The organism is Streptomyces similanensis (assembly GCF_039543625.1).
GTDB lineage: Bacteria > Actinomycetota > Actinomycetes > Streptomycetales > Streptomycetaceae > Streptomyces > Streptomyces similanensis.
Genome location: NZ_BAABKC010000157.1, coordinates 1 through 16,852, shown reverse-complemented (window position 1 = coordinate 16,852; position 16,852 = coordinate 1). Strand labels below are relative to the sequence as shown.

At 66.6% G+C, this 16,852-nt stretch carries 16 protein-coding genes; 11 read left to right on the top strand and 5 right to left on the bottom strand.

Annotated elements, in window-relative coordinates:
• Positions 1-69: 69 nt before the first annotated feature.
• Positions 70-945, bottom strand: coding sequence for a nucleoside triphosphate pyrophosphohydrolase family protein (locus ABEB07_RS38810; protein WP_345672758.1), 876 nt, complete (start codon positions 943-945; stop codon positions 70-72).
• Positions 946-1,086: 141 nt separating this feature from the next.
• On the opposite strand from ABEB07_RS38810, the gene ABEB07_RS38805 reads away from it, so the two are divergent.
• The 4 genes from ABEB07_RS38805 (at position 1,087) to ABEB07_RS38790 (ending at position 3,530) form a co-directional block, all read left to right on the top strand.
• The gene (locus tag ABEB07_RS38805) at positions 1,087-1,329 is read left to right on the top strand and encodes an acyl carrier protein (RefSeq protein ID WP_229844273.1); all 243 of its coding nucleotides are present in this window, start codon (positions 1,087-1,089) and stop codon (positions 1,327-1,329) included.
• Positions 1,326-1,715, top strand: a complete 390-nt coding sequence (locus ABEB07_RS38800) for a helix-turn-helix domain-containing protein (RefSeq protein ID WP_345672756.1) — start codon at positions 1,326-1,328, stop codon at positions 1,713-1,715. Before ABEB07_RS38805 ends, ABEB07_RS38800 begins: the two co-directional genes overlap by 4 nt.
• Positions 1,712-2,620: an ImmA/IrrE family metallo-endopeptidase gene (locus tag ABEB07_RS38795; RefSeq protein WP_345672754.1), complete on the top strand. Its 909-nt coding sequence runs from the start codon at positions 1,712-1,714 to the stop codon at positions 2,618-2,620. Before ABEB07_RS38800 ends, ABEB07_RS38795 begins: the two co-directional genes overlap by 4 nt.
• A gap of 76 nt (positions 2,621-2,696) precedes the next feature.
• Positions 2,697-3,530: a hypothetical protein gene (locus ABEB07_RS38790; RefSeq protein ID WP_345672753.1), complete on the top strand. Its 834-nt coding sequence runs from the start codon at positions 2,697-2,699 to the stop codon at positions 3,528-3,530.
• 31 nt (positions 3,531-3,561) lie between these two features.
• Here ABEB07_RS38790 and ABEB07_RS38785 read toward each other — a convergent pair whose 3' ends face one another.
• Positions 3,562-4,584 (bottom strand): nucleotide kinase domain-containing protein, encoded by a 1,023-nt coding sequence (locus ABEB07_RS38785; RefSeq protein ID WP_345672752.1) that lies wholly within the window; start codon positions 4,582-4,584, stop codon positions 3,562-3,564.
• A gap of 48 nt (positions 4,585-4,632) precedes the next feature.
• Here ABEB07_RS38785 and ABEB07_RS38780 point away from each other — a divergent pair, with 48 nt between their 5' ends.
• Positions 4,633-4,986 carry a hypothetical protein gene (locus ABEB07_RS38780; RefSeq protein ID WP_345672750.1) on the top strand — a complete coding sequence of 118 codons (354 nt, stop codon included), beginning with the start codon at positions 4,633-4,635 and terminating at the stop codon, positions 4,984-4,986.
• A 286-nt stretch (positions 4,987-5,272) separates the two neighbouring features.
• Here ABEB07_RS38780 and ABEB07_RS38775 read toward each other — a convergent pair whose 3' ends face one another.
• Positions 5,273-6,670 (bottom strand): phospholipase D-like domain-containing protein, encoded by a 1,398-nt coding sequence (locus ABEB07_RS38775; protein WP_345672748.1) that lies wholly within the window; start codon positions 6,668-6,670, stop codon positions 5,273-5,275.
• The gene (locus tag ABEB07_RS38770; protein ID WP_345672747.1) at positions 6,663-10,094 is read right to left on the bottom strand and encodes an AAA domain-containing protein; all 3,432 of its coding nucleotides are present in this window, start codon (positions 10,092-10,094) and stop codon (positions 6,663-6,665) included. Before ABEB07_RS38770 ends, ABEB07_RS38775 begins: the two co-directional genes overlap by 8 nt.
• A 329-nt stretch (positions 10,095-10,423) precedes the next feature.
• Here ABEB07_RS38770 and ABEB07_RS38765 point away from each other — a divergent pair, with 329 nt between their 5' ends.
• The 4 genes from ABEB07_RS38765 to ABEB07_RS38750 all read left to right on the top strand — a co-directional run bounded on the left by ABEB07_RS38765 (position 10,424) and on the right by ABEB07_RS38750 (position 13,347).
• A complete protein-coding gene (locus ABEB07_RS38765; RefSeq protein WP_345672745.1) occupies positions 10,424-11,047 on the top strand; it encodes a hypothetical protein in 624 nt (207 codons plus the stop codon).
• A 101-nt stretch (positions 11,048-11,148) separates the two neighbouring features.
• Positions 11,149-11,337: a DUF1963 domain-containing protein gene (locus tag ABEB07_RS38760; protein WP_345672743.1), complete on the top strand. Its 189-nt coding sequence runs from the start codon at positions 11,149-11,151 to the stop codon at positions 11,335-11,337.
• Positions 11,337-12,572, top strand: a complete 1,236-nt coding sequence (locus ABEB07_RS38755; RefSeq protein ID WP_345672742.1) for a hypothetical protein — start codon at positions 11,337-11,339, stop codon at positions 12,570-12,572. The genes ABEB07_RS38760 and ABEB07_RS38755 overlap by 1 nt, the downstream gene beginning before the upstream one ends.
• Before the next feature lie 187 nt (positions 12,573-12,759).
• Positions 12,760-13,347, top strand: a complete 588-nt coding sequence (locus ABEB07_RS38750) for a hypothetical protein (RefSeq protein WP_345672741.1) — start codon at positions 12,760-12,762, stop codon at positions 13,345-13,347.
• A gap of 163 nt (positions 13,348-13,510) precedes the next feature.
• Here ABEB07_RS38750 and ABEB07_RS38745 read toward each other — a convergent pair whose 3' ends face one another.
• Positions 13,511-13,858 (bottom strand): helix-turn-helix transcriptional regulator, encoded by a 348-nt coding sequence (locus tag ABEB07_RS38745; RefSeq protein ID WP_345672740.1) that lies wholly within the window; start codon positions 13,856-13,858, stop codon positions 13,511-13,513.
• Between the two features lie 30 nt (positions 13,859-13,888).
• Here ABEB07_RS38745 and ABEB07_RS38740 point away from each other — a divergent pair, with 30 nt between their 5' ends.
• Both ABEB07_RS38740 and ABEB07_RS38735 read left to right on the top strand, forming a co-directional pair.
• Positions 13,889-14,872: a hypothetical protein gene (locus ABEB07_RS38740; RefSeq protein ID WP_345672739.1), complete on the top strand. Its 984-nt coding sequence runs from the start codon at positions 13,889-13,891 to the stop codon at positions 14,870-14,872.
• Positions 14,873-15,063: 191 nt separating this feature from the next.
• Positions 15,064-16,689 carry a hypothetical protein gene (locus ABEB07_RS38735; protein ID WP_345672737.1) on the top strand — a complete coding sequence of 542 codons (1,626 nt, stop codon included), beginning with the start codon at positions 15,064-15,066 and terminating at the stop codon, positions 16,687-16,689.
• Positions 16,690-16,852 lie beyond the last annotated feature (163 nt).

Sequence of the window (16,852 nt, the reverse complement as noted above, 5' to 3'; positions counted from 1 at the left end):
GATCGTTTCCCGCCGATGGCGGCAAGCCGCTGCGGAGGTACCGAAGCCAGCAGCTAGCAGCACCTTCGGCTACGGCTCGACCATCAGAGTCTGCTGATCGAGATCCAGATGCACGGTTCCGCCGCCTTGGGCACGAAGCTGCCGCCAGGCGTCGTACCCCGTCATGATCGCCTGCTCCCAGTCCGCCGAGCGCAGAACGCTGACCTCGAGGTGAGAAGTCATGGAGGTGATGGTCTTGATGAACTCGTGATCGATGTGGCGGACGTTCTCGAAGTAGCCGTGACGGGTCGCGTAGGAGAAGACAAGAGCGGAGATGCCCTCCTCGATGGCGATGGCCCGGCCGCCGTCCTCGGCCTCGTCAGTCTTGGGGTCACTCTTGCGCTTGCAGCCCAGCAAGAAGCGGGAGACGGGCGACCAGCCAAGAACGGCAGCGTGAGCAAGATGGAAGATGTCGTGGAAGCGGTAGTCGTCGTCAATGTGGGATGCATCGGTCAGCGGGTCGCCGCAGGGGGTGCCATCGCGGGTCAAGACGGCGACAGTGCGCCCGTCACGGTCTCGCTGATGGAGGGCGAAGGTGAGGGTGGCCTGCCGCGGAAGCCTCTCGCCCTCAGGAAAGTGCGCGTCAAAGACGATGCGATCGGCAGCTGGGGTGGGCCGCCACCGGTCACTGATCTTGACGAGGTTGGCGGCGGCAACGTCTTCGAGGTTGAGGTCAAAGCGGTGGGCGAGAGCGGCGACGTACCACAGGACGTCACCAAGCTCTTCCCGCATGTGCTGCTTCCCTGAGGCGAGGCCAGGCCCATCACGAAGGCGCTTCTTGTAGGCGGTGGCGAGAGAGCCAACCTCGCCGACGAGGCCGAGGAGGGGCACCACGACAGGGTCGGTCCCCGGGGCCGGATCCTGAAGCGTCTTGATGGCGGCTTGCTGGTAGCGGTTGAGATCCACAACTTCCTCCTGTCGGAAATTCCATCACGCAGGTCGGGAATCCCGACTTGTGTCGTATACTAGAGCAGCGCTGCCGGAAAATCAGACGGACAGGAGAGTCTGCTGAACACCACCGAGCCCTCCCTGGAGGACATCGTCACCGTGGTCGTGGAGTTCCTGGCCGAACTACAGGACCGGGATCCCGACGAGCTGCGGATGGAGCTGGAGGAGGCCAGCGAGGAGCTGCCAGTCGACTCCATCCTCATCGTCGAGATCCTGACGCGCATTGAGGAGCGCTACGGCATCAGCGTCCCCGCAGACGAGGAGGCCGCCCGCTCTACCCGGTCGGTGCGCACCTTCGCCACCACCATCTTGAAAGTGATCAACGAGAGGAAAAAGCAATGAGCCCCGAACCTGCCGCGCTTCGCGGCCGCGACCCCGAGCTCGAACTGCTCGGGGAGCGCCTGCGCAACACCCGCGACTACCTGGGCATGTCGCAGCAGCACGTCTCCGACATGACCGGTATCCCCCGCTCGGCAGTCAGCGACATCGAACGAGGCGCTCGCCGGGTGGACAGCCTTGAGCTGAAGAAGCTCGCGCGCCTGTACATGCGGCCGGTGTCCTACTTCCTCGCAAAAGAGGAGGAGGCCGACCTGGGGGAGCATGCGCTGGCCGGGCTGCCGCGCGCCCTCGTCGGCTTGAGCGACGGCGACTGGGAGGAAGTGCTGAGCTTCGCCGAGTTCTTGAAGTTCCGACGGGCAAGCGAGGAGGAGAGGGAGCGCGGGGAGTGAACTGGGACGTGGCCCACAAGGTCGCCGCGATGGAAGCCGTAAAAGCACACCGCGACCTGGCTATCGACCGCAACGGATACGTCGACGTGTACGGCGCACTACTGCGCGCCGGCATGGTCGGGATGGCGCGGCCCATGCCGCGATTGTTCGGGGTGTATGCCGCCCCGCGGGACAACGGGCCCGCAGTACTGCTGAATGCCAGCTTGGACATTGTTGCCCAACGACACACTGCCGCACATGAGTTGGGACACCACCGAGCCGGTCACGGAACATCTTTGGACGAGGAGCTGGACCGCGCTCGCACGTGGGGGGACGGGTCCTGGCCGGACGAGGAGAAGGTTGCAGAGGCGTTCGCGGCCTGGTTCCTGATGCCCCCGCCTGCTGTCCAGAGCGCGCTGGTCCAGGTCGGGGTAAATCGTCCTCTGGTCCCTGAGCATGCCTATCGGATCGCTCGCATTCTGGGCACCTCCTACGCCGGGACGGTGAACCACCTACACCGGCTACGGCTGCTGTCTCGGGTGCAGAAGACCGAGTGGCTGCGGGTCAAGCCAGCCTCCATCAAGGCGAACCTCGCGGGCAACACCGTGCCCGGGAAAGCCCACGTCCACCTGATCGACACAGGCACACACGGCGCCACTGTGAGGGTCGATGCGGGCGACCTGATGGTCCTGAGCAATACCAGGGCAAGGTTTGAGTCCCTGCCGCCGGCACTGCAACGCCCCGAGGATGCCTATGGTCAGATCTCCTTTGGTGATGACTCGGCCTCTGGAATTGCAGAGGTTACTGACATGTTCACCGGTGCAGCCTCGGCCACCGTGCACTTCCCCGGGGTCACCGGGCTGTTGGAGTTCACCCTGGAGCGCCAGTCCCCACGCGACGGTATCCAGAGCCTGTGGCCCGCCTGAGCCGCTCCTCCTGTATCGGTTGCTCTTCCTCGCACTGCTGTCCCACTGGCACACCTCCAACGTCAGGAGCACGGTGATGTCCCTCTTTATCGTTGACAAGGCGAACACGTCGCTGGCCTGGCAGGAGGCCTGCCTGAAGCTCGACGTACCCGGCAATCCGAAGCGAGACGCCCTGCACACCGTGGTGCGAATCGCCAACGCTGCGGCAGAGGATCCGCAGGTGCGCGCCGAGTTCGACCAGATGCGCAAGGAGCGGGGATACGCGCCGATCGAGACGGTGGCCAACACCCTCTTCCCCGCGGAGCTGGCGGCCGTCTCCCGCACCCCGGAAGAGCTGGTGCGCCGGTACCGGACCATGTATCCGCGGCTGCGCCGCATCGACCCCGGAAACAAGACTGGCACCTACTTCGGGCGCATCGTGGCCTATCCCGGCGAGGACGGCCCGGTGGACCAGCTGACGGCGCTCATCGACCGGATACGCCGCCAGGCGGCGGGCAGGGGGCCGATGACTGCGGCGTACGAGATGGACATCGCTCATCCTGACGACGAGCCCGCCTCCGACCTCAGCGGAGGCGACCACGCTGCAGACGCGGACACAGGCACATGGTCTGCGCCGGTACACGCCGCCGGGAAGGACAACGGGTTGCGCGGCTTCCCGTGCCTGAGCCACTGCTCTTTCCAGCTGGACCGTGACCGAGTCCTGCACGCCGTGGCCCTCTACCGCAGCCACTACATGGTGACCCGCGCCTACGGCAACTACCTGGGCTTGGGGCGGCTACTGGATTACCTGGCGAAGCATGCCGGGGTGTCCGCCGGCGCACTGACAGTGATCGCCGGTCATGCCCAGATCGAGCGCGACATCTCGGCCCTGCGTCCGATTCTCCGAGGCCAGGCCCGGCTAGTGGCCTGACCGGCACAAAAACCGTCAACTCGTGTGGGAACTACGAGTTGATGCCCCACTTGGGCGGGAACCAGGCAGTCAGGAGGGCACTATCCGGGCGATACAACTGCTTGATGCGACTGCGGCCGCTGATGCCCGCGATGTCTGGATGCACCACACGTGCATACTTGTCGACTTCGCAGAACAGGTTCTGGCAGTCGATCAATTGCAAGGGGCGCCCGCGCAGTCCCGTGAAGATAAGTCCGAGGCGGGCAAAGTGCTCCTCCTGGGCGTCCGCCATGTAGCGGATCACCTCGGCCTCAATGCCGCTCGCGGCGGCGCCGAAGCACTTGCGGATGCCGTCGCGGGCACCCGGGCCGGGAACGACGAAGTCCATCTCGGAGAACGACAGCCCTGCCGCATAGTTGAGGTCGATCAGGTACTGATAAGCCAGGAAAGGGCCGAGCGCCGGAAAGCCCAACAGCACCTGATAAGCCTCTTGCATGGACGCAGCCTGTCCCACGCGCTCAGGCGCCCCTTGGTCCATCAGCATCTCAAGCAGGCGTAGGTGGTTACGGTGCTTGCGCTGCTCCCCCAGCTTCGGGGGCGGGGTGATGTACGCAGCGGAGTACAGCCGTTCCCCGGATGCGAATGCCCGCGACAGCACTTGGTCCACGGCGCGATAGTCGTAGCCCTGCCAAGTGACCTCGCCCAGGTGCCCTTCAAGAAGTTGCCAGGTCTGGATCCTGTTGAAGACCTTGAACAGCAACGTACGGAAGAACACTTCCTCCCATGCCTGGTCACCGCGGTAAGACACGTGGCCGATCAAATACTGGCTGACCCGATCAGCCGCCCGAAAGCAGTTGGTAAACCGATGCTGGGCGAGGACGGGGTCCGGTACCACCGGCGCCTGGGCCTCCCCCAAGCGCGCCAGGTACACCTGCTGCCGCGCGGCCGCGAACCGCCAGTAGGTGTCGAACACCGGCGTGGGCTTCAGTACACGGCCAGCAATCCGCACGGGCTTGGAGGGCTCGGAGTCTTCCGTCCGGCGAACCCGCGGTCGGGCTTGCAGCGTGGTCACCATGGGGTCAATATATATCGGGTATAGGTTTGAGGCCAGAGGGGGCGCAGTATGGAGTTGCTGTGGCGAGCGGAGCGCCGCAACACTCTCATCGCATGGCCCGACGCCGTCAATGAGCGTCTCGACCAGCTGGTCGCCGCAGGGATCGCCGCTGGCGAGAACATCAATCGATCCCACTTGCTCGCGGCCCTCGTGGTTCATGCCGACCTGTCCCCCGAGTTTGTTGCTGGCATCATGCGGGACTACCGCGCACTAAACAGCGATGCCCTGGACGAGGCCAACCGCTCCGCAGCCGAGCAGTGGCCGGCAGTTCGGCGACCTGGACCTCGCCGCGACTCCCTCCGCAGCAAACTCGGCGGCGAACAGCCAGACAGCGAGTCCTCCGCTATCAACGACGCGGGTTAACTCTGGACACGGCGACAGCCAAGTCTGTGCCCGTGCACGGCGGCGGAGCGCCGCGCAGTGACGACCGAGAGGGGCACCTTGCACTGCCTAGCTGCCCAGTGTCGCAGAGAAGGCAGCCAGCCCGAACGTGGATCTTCAAGACTCTGGGACTGGTGGGACACACCTTGAGGATCTGAGCGGCTGAGAGTGTTGCGGAGGAGCTGCCAACTTTCGACTGCCTGGGCTGATCGTCGCCGGACTGAACAACTACCGGCTGCGGCCCATATTACCGAGCAATCCCGACCGCCTATTGGCGTTGTTGTCCAATCAGATCGAGATAGCGCTGATACTTGGCGTCCGCATGCTTTTTGTCATGAATGAGGCTTCCCTCCTCCATGCGGTAGCTGCGGTTGCGGTCGCCCCTGAAGGAGAGCCAGTTGAAGCTCGTGGTCACCCACACGTCGTCGAAGACCAGGACCTTGGCGTGGGTGCTCCGGAGGCGTGAAAACGCGAACTTGTCAGGGTAGCGCGCGGCAAGGTTCTCGAGCCGCCGGATAGCGATGGGATCCGACTTGGTGTCGTTCTCCTCGTAGCCGTAGGCGATGTCTGCCCGGACCCCGCTGCGAAGACGCTTCTCGAGCTTGCTCAGGAACTCGGTAGTGATGATCGCCTGTTTGATCCACGGCGAGATGATCAGGATCCGGTTCCGGGCATGGGTGAGTGCCTCGTCGAGGATGTCGGGGTGCTCGAACACGCCGATCGCCCGGATCTCCGGCTCCGCAGACACGGGCTCGGGAACAACGGCGGACAGCGGGCTCGACGAGCTGAGCTGTGCTGCGGCTCGCTCGGCGCGTCGCTGGGTGACCTCGCTGAGCGGGACACGGACCTGCTCGAGCTCGGGCTCGAGAATCGGCCGCTCGGGCGCGGGTTCCACCGTGATGCCGAGCGCCTTCGCCCCGCCGGCCGTGATCAGCGCGAGCTCGTGCGCGTGGCTGAGCTCGCCGTCGACGACGACGCCCAGTTCGATGTCGGTCCGATCAGGGTTCGAGTAGACGAGGATCTTGGCCGGGACCACCCGGCGGGCCCTGGTCTGTGTGATGCCTCTGACCTGAAGCACTTCACGGTCGTTGTTGCCGCGTTCCCGGAGTAGAGCGTTGATGTCTGCAGCCGAGATGTCGCCCGGCTCGACCGGTCCGCTCTTGGCGGCAGGCAGGAGGATCATGTCCTGCTCCTCGGCCTGACCACGGGGTATGACGGTGTGTCGGTCGTAGGGCCTGGCCTTCCACAGCAGCTGGTCGTAGACGAGCGGTTGCTCGACGCGTACAGGAGTGATCGCGGCCAGTTCGCGGGCGGTCTGCTCTCCCCGTCCGGTCAGGCGCAGGTTCCGGTCGGCCGGGTCTGCCCCTGCGAGGGGCCGGGCATACGTGAGGTAGTCGTCCGAGAAGTGCTGGGCCACGGTCTGGGTGACCATGCGCTCGGGCACGCCTAGGAGGCCGGAGATCGCCTGCTCGGTGGTGACCTTGTTGTTGACCAGGCGCAGGACGAACTCGTCGAGCAGTGGCAGCCGCTTCCGGTCCTGCGCGAGAACATCGGCGGTAACAAGAGCCACAGGCAGAGCGGCGTCGACAACGGCGACGAGCTCCAAGCCGGAGCGGGCGTCGTCGAAACGGACCGCGAGGAGGCTGTCGGGGCTGAAGTCAGGCATCGCGGATCTCGCACTCCTCGGGGTGGTGACGCATGTAGTCAAGTACGTCGCGCAGGGCACCGGGCGTGCTGCGGCAGAAGGCCGCGTCGCCGACGATGGTGAGGCCGAAGCGGGCACGGGAGAGAGCCACGTTGATGCGCCTCCAGTACGGCTGGCCGAGGAAGCCGAACTCCGAACGGGTGTTACTCCGGGTGACTGAGAAGACCGCTAGGTCGCATTCGCGACCCTGAACGGCGTCGACAGAGAGCACTTCGACGGTGAGGTACTTGAGCTTGGCGTAGGTCAGCTGGCGGTCCAGCTCTTCGACCTGACGGCCGTACGGGGCGATGAGCAGAACGTCGAGCTTCCGGTCGTCCGGAACCTTGATGACGTTCTTGCCGATGGCCTGATCTATGACCTCCAGACGGCGCACGGCCAGTTGGGCTTCGACGCGGTTGGAGATGCTGGTCTGTGTCGCGCTGCGCTCAGACTCACGACGGCCGGGAAGTTTCGACGTATCGAGCCAGGTCACGGGCTTGCCCACGATCTCGTAACCGGGCAACGCGTGGTCATTCAGGGAGAGGAGCTCGTCGCGGTAGAAACAGTTGGAGATCAGCTTCCCGATGGCCGGGGTCATGCGGTACTGCTCGCGCAGCATGTGTCGGACCGGGAACTCGGTGTTGCGGACGAGATATTCAAAGAGCGTGGTGGTGACCAGCTCGGGGACGAGCTGGTGGTCGGCCATGATCTTGGGGTCGCGCAGCAGGTCCTCGTCGACCGGAGGCAGCTGTGCGGTGTCTCCCACCAATACCCAGCGCTTGGCCCTGGCGAGAGGGACGAGCGCTTCGGTGGCGGTGGCCTTGGACGCCTCATCGAAGATGCACAGGTCGAATTCCAGGTCACGGGCGGCGGGGTGACCGAGGAAGCCCAGCGCGGTGCCGGCGACGACCGGGCAGGTGCGCAGGAACGCGGTGATCAGGTTCTGGTCGGTTCCGATGCGCTGCAACCACTCGCCCTGGAGGCGGAGCAGCCGCATGAGTTCCTGGCCGGCGGAGCCCGGAGCATCCATAAGCAGCAGCTCGACCGCGTCGCGGGCCTCGGCGGCGCTCAGTTTCTCGCGGATGGTGATCTCGCCGGCGAGCAAGGGCTGGACGGCGGTGAAGAGCTCACGGCGCTGCTCGACGAGCTGGTCACGACGGTCCCGGGCCGAGACCAGCTCCTCACCGAGCTCGCGGGCGGACGTGGTGCGGTCCGGTGCCGGCCGGTCCGTGAGCTCGTCCAGCGTCCGGGTGACGTGGGCGAGGTCGGCCGCGACGGAGGCCAGCTCCTCCAGCATGAGCGCGGCCTTGAGGCGCCGGCCATTCAGGTTCTTATGGGCGGCGATCTCGTCGAGGTAGCGCTCGGCCCGGGTACGGACCTGCTGGGTCCACCGCTTCACCTGCTTGTCGAGGAGAAGCGGCTGCACATTGGCGGCGACGCGCGGATCATCGGGGCGGCCGAGGCGCACCAGCCCGCCGATGCCGGCGTCTTCGATGCGCTTCAACGCGTTGTCGATGGCGATGTGGGTCTGGCTGACGATCAGGATGCGGGCATGCGGGTCGCGCTTGAGAGCCTGCTCGACGATCTCCGCGATGACGGTCGTCTTTCCCGTTCCTGGAGGGCCTTCGACCAGCAGCATGTCCTGGCTTCCAAGCGCGTGGGCGACGACCTCGCGCTTGCTCTTGTCGAGATCGGTGCGAGACCAATGGGTGATCTCCGCCGGCGGCCGGACCGTGATGACCGCAGGTTTCTCGATGATCTCGCGCAGGGCCGGGTTCGTCGTCTGACCCGCCGCAACGTTGGTCAGGGCGTCGCGCTGCCGGTTCAGGGCGTTCTGGCTGGGGCCGAGGTACGGCAAGAGGACACCCCTGCCGGGAAGGACGGTGTCAGGGCGCCGGAAGCGGACGGTGAGGGTGTCATCGGTCTGAGCGGTGACCTCGCCACGGTCGAGAGGCCGGGTGTAGGAATTGGTGGCCACGGACCATTCTTCACCGACCAGGGTGGCGGTGGTGGGCATGGCCAGGCGGAAGACCCGGTTGCGCCCGCTCCCCGTGACGCGCTCGTACTCGAGGTTCTGCCGGCCACCGGCCGCGACCTCCTCGCGAGCCTCGAGCAGCCGGCGCCAGCCTCCGAAGAGATCGCCCAGGTGCTGATCCTTGTCGGCCCGGGCTGCCTCCTCACGTCGGACCAGATGCTCGTCCAGTCGCTCGAGAAGGAAGGTTAGGCCGTCGTAGGCGGGGTCCTCGCCGGGGTCGTCGAAGGTCCAGGTGAGGACCGGGCCGATCGGCGCCGACCGCTCACGCCGCTTGGCCATCCACTCCTCTCCCCTGGCGTCGGCCGCGAGGATCACACACCGATCGCTCTGGTTCTCGTCCTCGACGAGCCGGAGGAACCAGGAGCGCCCGAAGACCCGCAGGGTGCCCTGGTCGATCTCGTCCGTCTTCGGATTGTGTCCGTAGTCAGCGTGGACGGCACCGGCCAGGTCTGCGAGGACCTCGGACTTCGCCACGTCCCAGTCCGGCTCCGTACCAGCGGGAACGTTGCTCAGGGTTTCGGCCGCACGGCGGGTCAGTTTGAGCCATACGAAGTTGCTGCGGCGGGCCTGCTGGTCGTGGGAGACCCGCTCGGCCTCGAGCAGGCGCTGTTCGAGCACGGTCGCGTTCGCGGGACGCTTCCTGGGGTCGAAGTCAATACAGGACCGCAGGATCGAACGGACCTCCGTGTCGAGATCAAGCTCGGCGAGGACCTCCGCGAGATCGGGATAGTCCCGCGCCTTGCCGCCCGAGAGGACCTGGATAGCGAGGACACCGTATCCGTAGACGTCCCGGACGTAGGGGATCGTGTCTTCCTGCTCGGGCGGGGCGTAGAGGTTGGAGCGGAACTCCGCCACCGTTGCGTCGGTGACGGCGGAAGCCTTGGACCAGATCTTGGCGATGCCGAAGTCGGCCAGCTTGGGCGTGCCGTCCTCGGTGAGCAGGACGTTTCCGGGCTTGATGTCCCGGTGCTCGATCCGCAGCGCGTGCGCGTGGGCCAGAGCGGCCGCGAGCGGCTTGCCGGTACGGGTGAAGAACGACGTCCAACCGACTGGCCTGCCGTCGGTCATGTCGTCCTTGAGGCTGCGGTCGACCCATTCCAGCGCAATAAAGTACCGGCCGAGGTCGGCGTCCCAGCCGGAGTCGAGCATTCGCACAATGTTCGGGTGATGCAGAGCCTTGAGTGAGTCGGTCTCGCGTGACAGGAACGTCTTGATGGCTTGGTCGTCGCGCTGCTTGAGCAGCTTCACAGCCGCGTAGTCCCCAGCCGCACCACTGGTGTCCACCGCCTTGCGGACCTCAGACAGCCCCCCGGCTCGCGGATCCTGGGGCAGCAGCAGGAAACGATGGTTGATCAACTGCTGTGCCCCCACGCACCACTCCTCACTCAGCACCGCAAACGGTGCGTCCCGCCCCAGACGAACCATCCTGCCAGTTCTTTCCGTCTCCAGGCATGGAGTTGAGCGGAGAGGTGATGGTTGTCCGGTGCGGCTGAAGGCTGCACCGGACAAGCACCATGAACAGCGGGGGTGGAAGTTCAACTTGAGCACCCGTAGCTCCGGCTGGTCAGGCCAAACTTGCATCTTTGGCGGCTACGCCCAGACGAACCGTTGTCCCCCATTTCGGCCCGCTCGGGCGCCACGGGACGACAGCATGGAGCCGGGGCCGTCGACACCGGCCCCGGGCCACATGAGAGGGAAGCATGAGCATCACCTACAACTCCATCGCCGACGACCGCCCGATCTTTTCCGCCGAGGCGTACGCCGCCGTCGAGGCCGCGGCCGATAGGCTCCCCGCCTTGTACGTACCGAGCGTCTTGGAGCACGCCGCCGAGCTGCTGACCAGCCTGTCGGCCATCGGCGGTGAGCACTCCGTGCCGCCCGCCCAGTGGAGCTGGACAGAGAACATGGTTGAAGGCGTGCTCGACCTTGCCGCCTGCCCGTACGAGCGCGACCTGGAGATGGAGCGCACCGACGCGGAGGTCACTTCCCTGACGGGCTTCCTGTTCGAGGCTCTGGTCTCCGAGGAGATCGGCCTCAGGGCCCAGCTCGGCGCACGCCGCGACTATGTGGTCGTAGACCGCGGCCCCGCCACCCCGCGAGGTGGACGGAGTGGCGACTCCGACATCCTCGTCGCCATCTCGAACGACGGAGGCTGGTTCTTCGCCTTCAGTGACATGCACGTCCGCCGTATGCCGGTCATGGCTCCGGCGTCCCCCTCTGGCGCCCACCAGGTCGCTGAGGCCATCCGAGCCTTCGTACACGGAGAGTTCGGCGACGTCTTCACCCGCCCGGCCGCTGCCGGGCGCGCCTGGTTCTCCCGCTGAACGTCCGCCGTCCCTCGCCGTGAGGCACGCGAAATCTGTGCTGCACAGCGGCAGAGGCCCTTGCAGGAGGGGAGCCGAGGTTTCTGTCAGCGGTGCCGTGGATGATCGAGCGCATGACACATGGTTTCCGAGACACCCTGCGCTCTCTCGCCTTGCAGCATCTTTCTCCTGAGGTCGCCGAGAAGTGGCTTGGTCTGCACGATGCCGGAGCCCTGTACTGGCTGATCCGCCCGGAAGGCTTGGCCGAGCGGCGCTTCGAGCGGGCGATGTTCACCTGGCAGTGCAGCTGATGAGCGCGGCACCTCCCGCCTGGGGAGTCCAGTACACGCTGAGCCTGCCGAGTGAGGATGCTGCCCGCGCCGCCGCGGCCGAGCTTTCCGGGATGGGCCACCGTCTGACGGCAGTGCGCGCCCACGATCACTTCCGGTTCGTTCCATCGAGCTTCTGGTACGGAAAGCCGTCGATGGACCCGGAACTGGAGGGGTGGTGGCAGGTCTTCTCGCTGGCCGTCTACAGCGGGTACGAGCGCATGGCTCTCGAGCCGTTCCTCCGGAGTGAGCGGACTCGGATGGCCCGTGTGGCCCGTGCCCACTGCGGTTTCCAGCAGGGGTACAGCGAGGGACATGCCGTCACTGCCGAAAGAGTCTTCCAACGGGACGGCCTGGTCCATGAACAAGCCGACGCCGAGGTCGCCCTTCCGAGTCCTCTGCCCAAGGATTCCGTGCGACCTCCGGCCGGTCCGCCGTGGAAGTGCAGTGAGGTCGGTGAGCCCGCAGCGGTGGTCCAAGCCGTGGTGGCGGTCGCAGAGCGCATGTACGGCAGCGCGGAGGACGTTCCGGATGCCGTGGGGTGGCTACTCGATGAGGAGTTCGCGTTCGGCGAGCCCTATGGGTCGACGGGTGAGTTCCTCGGTGATCTCGCGGATGCTGTGGCCCACCAAGGCACCTGCACCGACACCACCGTCGAGGCTGTCCCGTTCCTCATGGAGCTGGTCTGCGACGACAACGTCGCGCCCGGCAGCCGGCTGGTTCTGCTCGGCGACCTGTTGCGGCTTGCTGCTTCGGGGCCGGCTGCAGAGGTCTCCCTGGCCGATCGCATCACCGCACTCGGGGGTGGCTGGGAGGAGTCTGCAGCTGAGTACCTGACACGGCGGGCCATCGGCAGCGGGCTGCCGAGACTGCTGTCCCGCTGGGAGAACGAGAGCGATGCCGTCCGATTCGCTCTCGCCGCCCTCACGGCGCTCTGTGGCTCTCGTGACCAGCGCGCACTCTCAGGGCTGGCCGTTCTCCCGACTCCAGCAGGCAGCTCCCGCGCCGATGTCGTGTCGCTCGTGGCAGCCCTGCTCAGTGACAACCGAGAAGGCTTGGTACCTGCACTGAGCGGGCTGGCCTCCTGGTCGCCCCGCGTTGCAGAGAAGGCAGCCAGCCCGAACGTGGATCTTCAGAGTCTGGGACTGGCCATCCTTCCGGACCTCGTCCTCGAAGACGTGGCGTCAGGAATCGCGACAGAGCCTGATCTGCCGTAACTGTTGACGATGTTAAGCATTACGACTGGCGCCGCAGACACGCAGGTCAGGGACGCCAGACATCAGACTCACGCTCCGCCGCGCCTCAACTGCCAGACTTCGTTGGTCATTTAGCTGCCGGGCACGACTGGCATTCCCTACGATGACTGCCGTTGTCCTGTCGTACGGGAGGGCCGAGGAGGGGCGGATGGACTTCACAGAGGCGGGCGAGCCGGATGCGGCTCCCGGGCTGCGGACGGCTGTGGAGATCTACTCCGGCAAGACTGATCGGACGCTGGCGCGGATCTCGGAGCTCGAAGCAGAGCTCGCGGATCTCCGAGTCGAGGCGACAAAGTACGCAAGCACTCGCGATCAGCTGAGCGAAGCTCTCGCCGAGCTCGTCGCGGGTCGCTCGGCGCCGTTCAAGGATGATCAAAGCTCCCAGCAGGAAGCTGGCGCGGAGCACGAGGACGGCGATGCGTCCGCCGACGACGAGTCGGAACCGAGCAAGCCGCCAGAGGAGACTCGTGTCAGGCAGAGCGGGCCTTCACGGTCGCCGTCCGGGCAGTTGATGCAGGCGGTCGAGCAGATCCTCGTGGGCGCCGGACGGCCGATGAAGGTCAAGGACATCACAGAGGCCCTTGGGCGCCCGACCAAGGGCGACGAAGGGCGGGCGCCCATCGAGACGACCCGCCGGACCTGCAAGCGGCTAGTGAAGAACGACCGTGCCGTGGAGCACCCGATCGGCACCTTCGCCGCCCGCCGGGTCACGGAATCGCAGGGAGGGGACGCCTGACACCGCCGCCCCGAACATGAGACGTCCCCTCCTCCCATTGCGGGGAGGAGGGGACGGGCTCCGTTGAGCTTGGACCCTCTTCGGAGCCAGTGACGTGGACCCTCGTAGTGGCTCACGCATCCCCGAGGCTAGAGCAATCCGCCTCGCCTCGGGGGCGCGTGGCCTATTTCGTCGTTCCCTGGGACAGGTTTCCCTGGGGACGGGAAGGCCGATTTTGTTGCGTACTGCGCATTCCGTCCCGTGGGTAGAGCGGGACGGCGAGGAAATCTTCCAGGCGGGCAACGGTGACGACGTCCGGCCAGCACCGGCCGGCGAGCAGGTCGGCAATAGCCTGCCGGTTGACCCCGGATCCGGTGGAGACCTTCCGCAGGCTTCGCTTCTCGCGCTCCAGGGCGAGCGCGAGCTCGCGGGCGATGGCCTGGACGACTCTGGCGGCGACGTCGTCGACGGCGGAGTCGGGCCAGGATTCCGGATCGCGGGCAAGGTCTCTCGGCGCGGTCTTGCGGGCCAAACCTCCGACCATGTCGATGCACTCCTTTCCGTGAAGATCGCCTTCGACGTCTTCACTGGCTGCTTGTCCAGCCGGTTCTGTTGGTCTGTGACACTGAGCTCGGAGGTCTCCAGCAAGATCCGCGACTACCGACCCCGACTGCCGCATCGGCAGTGGGCGCCGGTCGCCGAGCTGGTGAGAGCCACCGTGGCGGCGACAGCTCCGGCCACCTGCTACGCGGCGGAGCATCTGCTGCATGTGATCGGCCGGATCGCGGTCTGGGCGGACCGGAGCGGGCTGCCGCGCGACCCCGGAACCTGGCTGCGGACCGAGACGATCGACGCCTTCATCCTGTCGGGCTGCGTTGCGGCAAAAGACTCGACAGTACTGACCTACCGGACCTGGCTGCGGCGGGCACGGGAGGCTCTGGTGTGGGTCCAGCGCGGAGAGGCCCCTCCGGCTCGGCTTTCCTCGCCTCGCACGCCTCAGCCGCCTTATGCTGCCGGGGAGTTGGCTCGCCTGCGGGATTGGGCGAATCATCTGCCGGACCAGGCTCGACTCGACGGCCTCGCCCTCATGACGCTCGGAGCCGGGTGTGGCCTGATGCCGGGCGAGGTCCCGCCCATGCGAGGCAGCCATGTTCGCGTGACCTCCGGCGGGGTCGCGGTGCTGGAGGAGGAGCTGCTCGGCCGACTGGTGGCGTGCCACTCCGACTGGGAAGGCACGCTGGCCGAGCTGGCAGAGGCCTCCGGACCCGGATTCCTCTTCCGGCCGGGACGGAAGGTCGCGGCAGCCAAGAACCTCGTCTCGTCCTGGCCTGCCCGCCATCGGCCCCACGCGGGTCTGCCGACGCTCTCCGCTCGGCGGTTGCGGTCGACGTGGATCGTCGGCCGGCTTTCCGAGGGCATCAGTCCGGAGGCGGTCGCTTCCGCCGCGGGCATGGCCTCCCCTGCCGGTTTGGCGGGCTACCACCACTGGGTGCCCCCACTACCCAGGGCGGAGGTGATCCGATTGCTGCGTGGCCGCCGCTCGTGAGGGCGCGACCTGAAGCCGATCAGCTGGCCGCCCGCCATGCGCGACCACGACTGCGGCCTGGACGGCTCACCGAGATCCCAGACTCGAAGGTCGGCCAGCTGCTGACCGTCCTCGACCGCTCCGGCCTGCCCCAGCAGCTGGAAGGCATGCTGCGAGGCCGTCCTGGGCCACCAGGCGTGCGGCCGAGGACCGTGCTGGCCGGCCTGATGCTCGCCGTGTACTACACGGGCCGAGCCACGGTCTCCGACGCCTGGCGGATCCTGCACTTCCGTCTCCAGCCCGCAGCTCGCGCCTGGCTCGGCATCCCCGAGTTGCCTCCGCCCACGGCACGTGCGTGCATAGCTGCCAGTCGTCGCCTCTACCGGGGGCTGGACCGGATCACCACCGCGCTCGACCCGGCACGCTGCGACCGACGCCGGCGCCTGGACCAAGCGGAGGCGGACGTCTACTCCGCGGTCTGGGACGAGGCTGTCGGCCGCGCGGCCGCGAACCGGCTCCAACGGCTGGCGAACGATCTCGTACTGGTCCCGGTCCGGCTGGCGCAGCAACGCGGATACCTGCGGCACTGGGCCGGTGACGTAGGAGTAGACGCCACCTCGATCCCGGTTCTGGCCGACCCGGACAGCGACCGCTCGGGCACAGCTTCCGTTGAGATCACCGCCGGCTGGCACTTCAGCGGCGGCTCCGACAAGGGCATCTTCGGCTACAGCGCCAGCCTGCTCGTCGCCGCCCACTCCCGCACAGGCGAAGGGGCCGCGAAGGGCCGTCGCGCGCCCTCCTATCCACAGCTCTGCCTCGGTCTCAGCCTGGACACTCCGACCGTCCGTACGAGCGAGAACGCGGTCACCATGCTGAAGCACTTCGCCGAGCTTCGGCTGCCGGCAGGAACCTGTGCCGCAGATCGCGCATACACCGGCTGCTCGCCGGAGAACTTTCAGATCCCCGTACGCCAACTGGGCTACCGCCTTGCCCTGGACTACAAAGCGGCTGACCGTGGCATCCAGGGCAGTTGGCAAGGAGCCGTACTGATCGACGGTTCCCTCGCCTGCCCAAACATCCCCAACGCCTTGGCTCAGGCCACTCACGGCATGGACGACAAGACCTTCCGCCGACGGCTCGACGATCTGAAGCCACTGGTCGCCGAGCGACTGCCCTACTTCCTCAAGCTCAAGCAGAACGCCGACGCCCGTGGAACCGTGCGCCTGCAGTGCCCGGCGGCCGGACCGTCCCCTTCGGTGAACTGTCCACGCCGAGAACGCCTCCGCCCTACTCAACCGACCGCCTCGGGCCCGCCTCAGACCGTGATCAAACTGGCGGATCTCCGCTCCCGCGCCAGCCACGCCTCGGCTCGCCCGACCATCCAGCTCCCTGACAGAGAGTGGACGGACCCTCCCGGCAAGGAGGCGCTGCCCGCCGTCTGCGGGGCCTCCGCGATCAGCGTCCCCGCCGACGCGGCCGGAGACCTGAAGATCGCAAAGTTCCGACAGGACAGTCACTACCTCAGCCCCGCCTGGGACCGGATCTACAAACCGATCCGCTCCCACAACGAGGGGCTCAACGGTCGTCTCAAGAGCGCCGACATGCACATCGGGAACCCCATGCACCGCCGAGCGCCCGGCCAGGTAGCCCAGACGATCCTCATCGCGATCATGGTGACAATCGGAAACCTGGACATCCTGGAAACCTGGCTCTACGAGCGCACTGGCAGCCGACTCTCCGACGCCGACTTCGAATCCGTTCCAGCTGCCCCAGATCATGACCTGGCGTACATGCCCACCCCACTCGACATGGGGCGGCATCCGCCGGCCAACCTCTGATCGGGCAGCGTCACAGCCGCACAGCACCATCACCAGCCCCGGGCGACCGGGGCCGGTTCGCATGCCCCGGCAGCGGTGAGGCGCCTGCCGAGCAACCCGCCAGACCCGATACGCCGCCATCCACCACCCCGAACAGGCATCGAACGACCCCCGAAACGACGAA

Coding starts and splice junctions, on each gene's coding strand:
- ABEB07_RS38750 (WP_345672741.1), top strand. CDS start 12,760: ATGGACTTCACAGAGGCGGGCGAGCCGGATGCGGCTCCCGGGCTGCGG.
- ABEB07_RS38760 (WP_345672743.1), top strand. CDS start 11,149: ATGATCGAGCGCATGACACATGGTTTCCGAGACACCCTGCGCTCTCTC.
- ABEB07_RS38800 (WP_345672756.1), top strand. CDS start 1,326: ATGAGCCCCGAACCTGCCGCGCTTCGCGGCCGCGACCCCGAGCTCGAA.
- ABEB07_RS38775 (WP_345672748.1), bottom strand. CDS start 6,670: ATGCCTGACTTCAGCCCCGACAGCCTCCTCGCGGTCCGTTTCGACGAC.
- ABEB07_RS38790 (WP_345672753.1), top strand. CDS start 2,697: ATGTCCCTCTTTATCGTTGACAAGGCGAACACGTCGCTGGCCTGGCAG.
- ABEB07_RS38785 (WP_345672752.1), bottom strand. CDS start 4,584: ATGGTGACCACGCTGCAAGCCCGACCGCGGGTTCGCCGGACGGAAGAC.
- ABEB07_RS38765 (WP_345672745.1), top strand. CDS start 10,424: ATGAGCATCACCTACAACTCCATCGCCGACGACCGCCCGATCTTTTCC.
- ABEB07_RS38780 (WP_345672750.1), top strand. CDS start 4,633: ATGGAGTTGCTGTGGCGAGCGGAGCGCCGCAACACTCTCATCGCATGG.
- ABEB07_RS38755 (WP_345672742.1), top strand. CDS start 11,337: ATGAGCGCGGCACCTCCCGCCTGGGGAGTCCAGTACACGCTGAGCCTG.